Genomic DNA, 9,713 nt, shown 5'->3' on the forward strand with positions numbered 1-9,713 from the left:
ACCTCCTTCAATCTTCGTCGGGGTCGAGTTGGCCGAGCAGGCCGAGCTGCAGCACGCTCGCACGGGCGAGCGCAGCGTAGACGTGCGCGACGGCGTGGGCACGCGCCCGCTGCCCGTCGCCCGCCGCCACCGCCTCGACGATGGCCGCGTGCTGGCGCACCTGCTCCGCCTGGGCCGCGGGCGTGGCGGTGGGCAGCCAGAGCAGCGGCCCGACCTCGGTCTGCAGCGCGATCTCGGCGCGGGTGAGCCGTGGCGACTGCGCCGCGGCGGCCAGCTCGACGTGGAACCGCGACTCGGCACGGCGGCGGCCCCCGGCGTCGGTCGCGCGCTCGAGCTCGCCGACGCCGGCGGTGAGCAGGGCGACGTCCTGCGCCCCCGCCCGGTCCGCGGCGAGCAGCGCGGCCGTCCCGGTGACCGCGACATAGTGGTCGGCCAGGTCACGCAGCTCGGACGGGCTCACGGCACGCAACCGCTCGTGCAGGGCGGACGCACCTGCACGGGCGTCGCGCACGAAACTCCCGCCGCCGCGGCCTCTCCGGGTCGCGACGAGCCCCTGCTCCCGCAACGCCGTCAGCGCCTCGCGCACCGTCACCGGGGAGACGCCGAAGGTGTCGGCGAGCTCGGTCTCGCTGGGCAGCTGCTCGTCCGGGACGAGGAGACCCAACGCGATCCCGTCGGCGAGGCGGCGCACCACCGCATCGGCACGGCGACCGCTCTCGAGCGGGGCGAACACCGCCGCGCGCCCCCCGTCGCTGCGCATCCCGCCCCCTCGGCCCATCGGGGTCACGATGCTGCCACAGTGGCTTGACCTAAAACATATGAAGTCATAGGTTTTCGGCCGCACACACGGAAGGAGCAGCCGTGACGGAACGCCCGCCGGCCATCTCGTTGCGTGGTGTGCGCAAGGAGTTCCCCGGCGGCGTGGTCGCGGTCCACGGGCTCGACCTCGACATCGCGGACGGCGAGTTCGTCACGCTCCTCGGCCCCTCCGGATCCGGCAAGACGACGGTGCTCCGGATGATCGCCGGGTTCGAGCGGCCGACCTCCGGCACCGTCAGCCTGCGCGGCCGCGACGTCACCGCGGCGCCGCCGTTCGAGCGCGACGTGCACACCGTCTTCCAGGACTACGCGCTCTTCCCGCACATGTCGGTGCGCCGCAACGTCGAGTACCCGCTACGGATCGCGAAGGTCCCCCGCGCGCAGCGCCGGGAGCGGGCGATGGAGGCGCTGGCCACGGTCCGGCTCGACGGGATGGCCGACCGGTCTCCCACGGCTCTGTCGGGAGGGCAGCGCCAGCGGGTGGCGTTAGCCCGCGCGCTGGTCGGGCGCCCGTCGGTGCTGCTGCTCGACGAGCCGCTGGGCGCGCTCGACCTCAAGCTGCGCGAGCAGATGCAGGTCGAGCTGCAGCAGATCCAGCGGGCCGCGGGCATCACGTTCGTGCTCGTCACCCACGACCAGGACGAGGCGCTCACGCTCGCGGACCGGATCGTCGTGTTCGACGCCGGGCGCGTGGAGCAGGTGGGGCCCGCGCGCGAGGTCTACGAGCGGCCCGCGACACCCTTCGTCGCCGGGTTCGTGGGCACCTCCAACCTGCTGCGTCCCGACGCCGCCCACGCACTGCTCGGCCGCGACGGCACGTGGAGCGTGCGCCCCGAGAAGATCGGCCTCACCGGTCCCGCCGACGACCCGCCGCCGGACACGACCACGGCGGTGGGGACCGTCAGCGAGATCGTCTACACCGGTGCCACGACCCGCTGCCTCGTCGCGCTCGACGCACCGGACCTGGCGGAGGCGGCCCGGCTCACGGTCCTGTTGGTCAACGACGGCCACCGACGGCAGGCCCCCGAGCGCGGCGAGTCCGTGCGCCTGTTCTGGCGCCCCGAGCACGAGATCCCGGTGGCAGCCCTGTGATGAAAGGACGTGACATGCGCCTGAAGACGACCGCGCGGACCGTGGCCCTCGTGGGCGCGGTCGCGCTCGGCCTCGCCGCCTGTGGGGGTGGAGGCGGGAGCGCCCCGAGCGGCGGTGCCGCCCCGGCTCCGCCGTCCGCCGCGGCCTTCGCCGGACCCGTCGGCGCCGGCGAGGGGCAGCTCTCCGTGCTCGCCTGGCCCGGCTACGCCGAGGACGGCTCCACCGATCCGGCCGTCGACTGGGTGACGCCGTTCGAGCAGCAGACCGGCTGCCAGGTCACCGTCAAGACCTTCGCCACGTCCGCCGAGGCCGTGCAGCTGTTCTCGACCGGCGAGTACGACGTGGTGTCAGCGTCGGGCGACGCCTCGCTGCGGCTCGTGTACGGCGACCGCGTCCAGCCGGTGAACACCAGCCTGGTGCCGAACTACGCCGACATCTTCCCGGAGCTGAAGGACAAGCCCTGGAACAGCGTGGCGGGCACGAACTACGGCATCCCGCACGGCCGGGGCGCGAACCTGCTGCTCTACAACACGGCCGCCTTCCCGACCGCCCCGACGTCGTGGAAGGACATGTGGGACCCGGCGTCGCCGGCCAAGGGCAAGATCAGCCCCTACGACGACGGCATCTACATCGCCGACGCCGCGGTGTACCTGATGACCACCCGGCCCGAGCTGGGGATCAAGAACCCGTACGCGCTCGACCGCACCCAGTTCGACGCCGCCGTCGAGCTGGTCCGCCAGCAGAAGCCGCTGGTCGCGGAGTACTGGGCGGACGTCGTCAAGCAGGGCCAGGGGCTGGCGAGCGGCGCGGTCACCCAGTCGCAGGGCTGGCAGCTCACCGCGAACCTCGCGAACGGCGAGTCCGGTACGTCCGTGGCCACGACGAAGCCGGTCGAGGGCGCCACCGGCTGGTCCGACACCTGGATGATCAAGAAGGACAGCCCGAACGTCAACTGCGCGTACCTGTGGCTGAACCACGTGGTGTCGCCGCAGGTCAACGCCCAGATCGCCGAGTACTTCGGGGAGGCGCCCGCGAACCAGAAGTCGTGCGCGCTGACCACGAACAAGGAGCACTGCGCGGTCTTCCACGCGGAGGAGACCGACTTCTGGAGCAACGTCTACTACTGGACGACGCCGGTCGAGAACTGCGTCGACGGGCGGACGGACGTCAAGTGCGTGCCCTACGACGAGTGGGCGCGCACGTGGTCGGAGCTGCGCAGCACGTGACCACCGTGCGCACCCGCGGCACCGTCGCCCCCTCGGGGCGGCGGTTCGCCGCGCTGCTGCACCGGGCCCCGCGGCTGCGCCTCGCCGGTCTCCTCGCCCCGGCACTGCTGTGGCTCGTGCTGCTCTACCTCGTCCCGCTCGGGTTGCTGCTCGCGACCGCCTTCTTCGACACCGACAGCTTCACCGGGCGCATCACCTACGCGTTCACCACGGAGAACGTCGTCGACGTGCTCACCACGCGGGCCTACCTGCTCACGGTCGCCCGGACGGTCGGGGTGGCGGTCGGGGTGACGCTGCTGTGTGCCCTGCTCGCCCTGCCGCTGGCCGTCTACACCGCGCTCGTGTCGCGCCGCCCCGGGCTGCTCGTCGCACTGGTGCTGACGCCGCTGTGGGCGTCGTACCTGGTGAAGGTCTACGCCTGGCGGATCCTGCTGGCCCCCGAGGGCCCGCTGGGCGGCGCGAGCCCGGGCTACGGCTGGTTCGCGGTGATCGTCACGCTGACCTACCTGTGGCTGCCCTACATGGTGCTGCCGCTGCACGCGGGCCTGACCTCGATGCGTGGCTCCTACCTGGAGGCTGCCGCCGACCTCGGCGCGCGGCCGTGGACGGCGTTCCGCACGGTCGTCCTGCCCGTGCTCGCCCCGGCCGTCGCCGCCGGTTCGGTCTTCACGTTCTCGCTCAGTCTGGGCGACTACATCACGGTGCAGCTCGTCGGTGGCACCGGGCAGATGCTCGGCAACCTCGTCTACCAGAACTTCTCGACCGACCTGCCGTTCGCGGCCGCGGTGGCCGTGCTGCCGCTGATCGTGATGGCGGCGTACCTGCTGACGATCCGGCGCACCGGCGCCCTGGACCGGTTGTAGCGATGGTTCTCTCCCCGACCGCCCGCTGGCTGCTCCGCGCGGCCGCCGTCGGCGTGCTCACCTTCATCTACGTGCCGCTCGCCGTCGTGCTGCTCAACTCGTTCAGCGCGAGCGCGACCTTCGCCTGGCCACCGCCCGGTCTGACGCTGCGGTGGTGGCAGGTGGCGGCGTCGAACGAGGGGGTGCGCACCGCGGTGCTCACCTCCGTCCAGGTCGCGGTGCTGGCCACGGTCGTCGCCGTGGTGCTAGGCACGCTCGCCTCCATGGCGCTGGTCCGCTACGAGTTCTTCGGCCGCGACGCGGTGTCGCTGCTGGTCGTGCTCCCGATCGCGCTGCCCGGCATCGTCACCGGAATTGCGCTGAACACCCTGTTCACCGGGTTCCTGGGCGGGCTGACGTTCCTTACGCTGGTGATCGGCCACGCCACTTTCTGCATCGTGGTGGTGGTCAACAACGCCTCGGCGCGGCTGCGCCGGATGTCGGGCACGGTGGAGGAGGCGTCGATGGACCTCGGCGCGACCCCGTGGACGACCTGGCTCCTCGTCACGTTCCCGGCACTGCGCGGGGCGCTGCTCGCCGGGGCGCTGCTGGCGTTCGCACTGTCGTTCGACGAGATCGTGGTGACCACCTTCACCGCGGGCCCGGGTCTGCAGACCCTGCCACTGTGGATCTTTCAGAACCTGTTCCGGCCCAACCAGAGCCCGATCGTCAACGTCGCCGCGGCCGTGCTGGTGCTGGTCTCGGTACTGCCCGTGTACCTGGCCAACCGGCTCTCCGGGGACACCGCCGGCACGACAACCAAGTAGTTCTTGGCAAAGTAGGAGGACAGCGCCGTGGAGACCTTCCACAACATCGTCGACGGCAAGGCGGTCGCCGCCGCCGACGGACGCACGCTCGACATCGTGGACCCGTCGACCGGCGAGGTGTACGCGACGTCGCCGCTCTCGGGGCCCGACGACGTCGACGCCGCCTTCCGCAGCGCGCGCACGGCCTACCGCGGCGACTGGGGTGCGACCACGCCGTCGGACCGGATGAACGCCCTGCTCGCGATCGCCGACGCCGTGCAGGAGCACGCCGAGGAGCTCGTCGAGATCGAGCACCGCGACACCGGCAAGCCCAAGGGGCTGACGATGTCGGAGGAGATCGGCCCGATGGTCGACCAGTTCCGGTTCTTCGCCGGCGCCGCGCGACACCTGCAGGGCACGGCGGCCGCGCAGTACATGGCCGGGCACGAGTCGTACGTGCGCCGCGAGCCACTCGGCGTGGTCGGCGCGGTGACCCCGTGGAACTACCCGATGATGATGGCCACCTGGAAGATCGGGCCCGCGCTGGCGGCGGGCAACGCGCTGGTCATCAAGCCGTCCGACACCACCCCGGCCAGCACCGTGCGGATGGGCGAGCTGTTCGCCGAGATCCTGCCGCCGGGAGTCCTCAACGTGGTGTGCGGCGACCGGTCGACCGGGGCGGCGCTGGCCGCGCACCCGATCCCGGCCATGGTCGCGATCACCGGCTCGACGGCGGCCGGCCGCGCCGTGGCCACCGCGACCGCGCAGAACGTGGCCCGTGCGCACCTCGAGCTCGGCGGCAACGCCCCGGTGGTGGTGTTCGACGACGCCGACATCGCGGCGGCCGCGGAGGCGATCGCGATCGCCGGATTCTTCAACGCCGGTCAGGACTGCACGGCGGCGTCGCGGGTGCTCGCGTCGCGGGCGATCGCGGACGAGCTGGCCGCCGCGCTCGCCGAGCAGGCGCAGGCGGTCCGGTTCTCGCGCGACGAGGAACCCGATTCCGACGACCTGTACATCCCGCCCATCAACAATGCGGACCAGCTGGCCAAGGTCAGCGGCCTGGTCGACCGGCTGCCGTCGCACGCGCGGCTGCTGACCGGCGGCTCCGCGGCCGACGGTGCAGGGTACTTCTACACGCCCACCGTCGTCGCCGGGGTGAAGCAGGACGACGAGATCGCCAAGAACGAGATCTTCGGCCCGATCATCACCCTGCAGACGTTCGCCGACGAGGCGGAGGCGCTGGAGCTGGCCAACGACACGCCCTACGGGCTCTCGTCGAGCGTCTTCACCACGGACCACTCGCGGGCGATTCGCATGTCGCGGGCGCTGGAGTTCGGCTGCGTCTGGATCAACACGCACATCCCGCTGGTGGCGGAGATGCCGCACGGGGGGTTCAAGGAGTCGGGCTACGGCAAGGACCTCTCGAACTACTCGTTGGAGGACTACACCCGCGTCAAGCACGTGATGAGCGCGGTGAGCGACGCATGACGGCACTCGAGCTGCGCGGTGGGCCGGCGCTGCCGCAGGAGCGGCGGCTCGTCACCGAGATCCCTGGGCCGCGCTCGCGGGAGTGGACGGAACGGCGGCTCGCCGCGGTCTCGCACGCGGTGTCGACGACGATGCCGGTGTTCGCCGTCGCCGCGGGGGGCGGCGTGGTCGTCGACGTCGACGGCAACTCGCTGATCGACTTCGGCTCCGGGATCGCCGTCACGACAATCGGCAACTCGGCACCGCAGGTCGTCGCCGCGGTGCAGGAGCAGGTGGAGCGGTTCACCCACACCTGCTTCATGATCACGCCGTACGCGGGCTACGTGGAGGTCGCGGAGGCGCTGAACGCGCTGACGCCCGGCGACCACGACAAGCGCACGGCCCTGTTCAACTCCGGCGCCGAGGCCGTCGAGAACGCCGTCAAGATCGCCCGCCTGGCCACGGGCCGGTCCGCGGTGGCGGCGTTCGACCACGCCTACCACGGGCGGACGAACCTCACGATGGCGCTGACGGCGAAGGCGCTGCCGTACAAGCTGGGGTTCGGGCCGTTCGCGCCGGAGGTGTACCGGGCGCCGCTGTCGTACCCGTTCCACGACGGGCTCTCGGGGTCGGAGGCGGCCGCGCGGGCGATCTCGCTGCTCGACAAGCAGGTGGGCTCGGACCAGCTCGCCGCGATCATCATCGAGCCGATCCAGGGCGAGGGCGGGTTCATCGTGCCCGCACCCGGCTTCCTCGCGGCGCTCTCGGCGTGGTGCACCGAGCACGGGATCGTGTTCATCGCGGACGAGGTGCAGAGCGGGTTCGCCCGTACCGGCGCGATGTTCGCGTGCGAGCACGAGGGCGTGGTGCCGGACCTGGTGACCACCGCCAAGGGCATCGCGGGCGGATTCCCGCTGGCCGCGGTGACCGGGCGCGTGGAGATCATGAACGCGCCGCACGCGGGCGGCGTCGGGGGCACCTTCGGCGGCAACCCCGTCGCCTGTGCGGCGGCGCTGGCGTCGATCCGCACGATTCAGGACGACGGACTCGTCGAGCGGGCGCGGGCGATCGAGTCGGTGGTGGTGCCGCGGCTGAAGGAGTTGGCGGCGCGCGACCGTCGCATCGGCGACGTCCGCGGGCGGGGCGCGATGCTGGCCGTCGAACTGGTCGATCCGGAGACGAGCGGGCCGGCCGTGGCGCTGGCGAAGGCGGTCGCCGCGGCGGCGCACGTCCGCGGGTTGATCCTGCTGACCTGCGGGACCTACGGAAACGTCCTGCGGCTGCTGCCGCCGCTGTCGATGCCGGACCACCTGCTCGCCGAAGGCCTGGACGTGCTGGAGGAGGCGTTCGGCACGGCGTCCTGACGCGTACCCGAACGCAAGGTTCAGGTGCACCAGCGCAAGACTCGCGCCCAACCCGGCGCGAGTCTTGCGTTCCGGTACGGCCCCTACTCGAAGCGCGACGGGTCCCCTGCGCCGTAGCGCGTGATCTCCGGCTCGTCGCCCGAGAGGTCGACGACCGTGGTCGGCTCCGTGCCGCAGTCGCCGGAGTCGACCACGGCGTCGACGGCCGTGTCGAGTTCTTCCTTGATCTCCCAGCCCTGCGTCAGCGGCTCGTCGTAGCCCGGAAGCAGCAGCGTCGACGACAGCAGCGGCTCGCCGAGCTCCGCCAGGATCGCCTGCGCCACGACGTGGTCCGGGATGCGCACCCCCACAGTCTTCTTGCGGGGGTGCAGCAGCCGCCGCGGGACCTCCCTGGTGGCGGGCAGGATGAACGTGTAGCTGCCCGGCGTCGCCGCCTTCACCGCGCGGAACACCGCGTTGCTCACGTGCACGAACTGCCCGAGCTGGGAGAAGTCGCGGCAGACCAGCGTGAAGTGGTGGCGGTCGTCCAGCTTGCGGATCGTGCGGATCCGGTCGATGCCGTCGCGGTCACCGAGCTGGCAGCCCAGGGCGTAGCAGGAGTCGGTCGGGTAGGCGACGAGTCCGCCGTCGCGAATCATGTCGACGACCTGACCGATCGCGCGCCGTTGCGGATCCACCGGGTGGACGTCGAAGTACCGCGCCATGCCGATGAGCGTAGGCGCCGCATGCCCACGCGCCTCCCCGGGCACTCCCGCGTCATGACCGACGCACTGCATCCGCACGGCATCGACCCCCGCGAGCTGAGCGACGACGACGTCGTCCGCGAGGTGACCCATCTGCACGAGACCCGCCACGACGCGATGCGCGGAGCGAGCGAGTCGGCGTTCGAGGCGCACACAAAGCGCATGCTGGCGCTGGAGAAGGAGTACATCCGGCGCTTCCCGGAAGACTCGGCCCCCGACCCGCTCCGTACCCGAGCCGGCTCCCGCGAGGACGCCGGTCAGCCCGTCCCCGGCCGCGACCTCGGCTCCTCCCCCTACTGATCGATCCGCCCACACCCGCGTTCGCGCGAGTCCGTGTGTTCAACAGGCCGAGTGCGCAGTTCCGTCACATGGCACCGCACATTCGGGCTGACGAACACACGGACTCGCGGGCGCGAACGTACCGACTCGCGCGTGGCCCGGGCCTCAGCTCCCGGTCGGGCGGAAGGCGTGGACGACGGCCGCCATGTCCTCGTCGCCGTGGCCTGCGGCCTCCGTCGTCCGGAACGCCTCCTCCACCGCGTCGACGACGTCGCTGCGAACCCCCGCACTGCGGACCGCCGCGGCGATCAGCCTCGTGTCCTTCAGCACGCCGCTCACCGCGAACGACGACGGGAACTCGCCGTCGATCATGGACTTGGACTTGAGCTGCGCGTAGGGCATGTCGAGCGGGCCGCCGGCGATCGTGTCGGGGAACAGCTGCGGGTCCAGGCCGAGGGCCTCGGCGAGGGCGACGGCCTGGGCGACGCCGGTGATGATCGAGCCGATCCACGAGTTCGCCACCAGCTTGAGCTTGTGGCCCTCGCCCGGCTGGTCGCCGACCCAGATCGTCTTCGACCCGATCGCGTCGAACACCGGGGTCACCGCCTCGCGGAGCGACGTCGGCCCGCTCGCCAGCACCGTCAGCGTCCCCTGCTCCGCCGGGCCCTTCGTCCCGAGCACGGGCGCGTCGACGAAGGCGACGTCGTGCTGGGCTGCGAGCGCGGCCAGCCGCTCCGTGCCGTCCAACCCGACGGTCGAGGTCTGCGCCCACACCGCGTCCGGCGCGACGGCCGGCAGCGCCCACTCCATCACCTGTGCCACCGCGTCGACGTCGAACAGCATCGTCACCACGACGTCCGCGCCCGAGACGGCCTCGGCGGCGTCGGTCGCGATCCGCGCACCGGCGTCGGCGAGCGGCCGGGCGCGGTCCGGGCTGCGGTTCCAGACGGTCACGTCGAGCCCGGCGCCGATGAGGTTGCGGGCCATTCCCGCGCCCATCGTCCCGGTCCCGAGCACGGCAACGGTGTTCGTCACGAGGTCCTCCGAGCGGTGGTCGGGGGGGCCGCGTCCC

At 72.0% G+C, this 9,713-nt stretch carries 10 protein-coding genes; 7 read left to right on the forward strand and 3 right to left on the reverse strand.

Translation table 11 applies throughout. The features are described 5' to 3' along the window. Nucleotides 1-7 precede the first annotated feature (7 nt). Nucleotides 8-760: a FadR/GntR family transcriptional regulator gene (locus RM445_RS27190; protein WP_311559718.1), complete on the reverse strand. Its 753-nt coding sequence runs from the start codon at nucleotides 758-760 to the stop codon at nucleotides 8-10. Nucleotides 761-861: 101 nt separating this feature from the next. Between RM445_RS27190 and RM445_RS27195 the strand changes: the two genes are divergently transcribed. Genes RM445_RS27195 through gabT form a run of 6 tightly spaced genes read left to right on the forward strand, consistent with a single transcriptional unit; the run spans nucleotide 862 to nucleotide 7,619 of the window. Continuing rightward, complete coding sequence (locus RM445_RS27195) at nucleotides 862-1,911, forward strand: ABC transporter ATP-binding protein (protein WP_311559719.1); 1,050 nt, start codon at nucleotides 862-864, stop codon at nucleotides 1,909-1,911. A 14-nt stretch (nucleotides 1,912-1,925) separates the two neighbouring features. Continuing rightward, complete coding sequence (locus tag RM445_RS27200; protein ID WP_311559720.1) at nucleotides 1,926-3,137, forward strand: ABC transporter substrate-binding protein; 1,212 nt, start codon at nucleotides 1,926-1,928, stop codon at nucleotides 3,135-3,137. After that, nucleotides 3,134-4,000, forward strand: a complete 867-nt coding sequence (locus RM445_RS27205; RefSeq protein WP_311559721.1) for an ABC transporter permease — start codon at nucleotides 3,134-3,136, stop codon at nucleotides 3,998-4,000. Before RM445_RS27200 ends, RM445_RS27205 begins: the two co-directional genes overlap by 4 nt. Nucleotides 4,001-4,002: 2 nt before the next feature. Next, the gene (locus tag RM445_RS27210) at nucleotides 4,003-4,806 is read left to right on the forward strand and encodes an ABC transporter permease (protein ID WP_311559722.1); all 804 of its coding nucleotides are present in this window, start codon (nucleotides 4,003-4,005) and stop codon (nucleotides 4,804-4,806) included. Between the two features lie 27 nt (nucleotides 4,807-4,833). After that, entirely contained in the window at nucleotides 4,834-6,276 is a 1,443-nt protein-coding gene (locus RM445_RS27215) for an aminobutyraldehyde dehydrogenase (protein WP_311559723.1), read from the forward strand. After that, nucleotides 6,273-7,619 carry a 4-aminobutyrate--2-oxoglutarate transaminase gene (gabT, locus tag RM445_RS27220; protein WP_311559724.1) on the forward strand — a complete coding sequence of 449 codons (1,347 nt, stop codon included), beginning with the start codon at nucleotides 6,273-6,275 and terminating at the stop codon, nucleotides 7,617-7,619. The genes RM445_RS27215 and gabT overlap by 4 nt, the downstream gene beginning before the upstream one ends. A gap of 83 nt (nucleotides 7,620-7,702) precedes the next feature. Here gabT and RM445_RS27225 read toward each other — a convergent pair whose 3' ends face one another. Beyond that, nucleotides 7,703-8,323, reverse strand: a complete 621-nt coding sequence (locus RM445_RS27225) for an L-threonylcarbamoyladenylate synthase (RefSeq protein WP_311559725.1) — start codon at nucleotides 8,321-8,323, stop codon at nucleotides 7,703-7,705. Nucleotides 8,324-8,377: 54 nt separating this feature from the next. Here RM445_RS27225 and RM445_RS27230 point away from each other — a divergent pair, with 54 nt between their 5' ends. Next, a complete protein-coding gene (locus tag RM445_RS27230) occupies nucleotides 8,378-8,662 on the forward strand; it encodes a DUF6158 family protein (protein ID WP_311559726.1) in 285 nt (94 codons plus the stop codon). 144 nt (nucleotides 8,663-8,806) lie between these two features. Here RM445_RS27230 and RM445_RS27235 read toward each other — a convergent pair. Further along, nucleotides 8,807-9,713 (reverse strand): NAD(P)-dependent oxidoreductase (locus RM445_RS27235; RefSeq protein ID WP_311559727.1); only part of this gene is annotated, 907 nt, incomplete at its 5' end.

It is taken from the genome of Pseudonocardia charpentierae (assembly GCF_031845345.1).
Classification (GTDB): Bacteria; Actinomycetota; Actinomycetes; order Mycobacteriales; family Pseudonocardiaceae; genus Pseudonocardia; species Pseudonocardia charpentierae.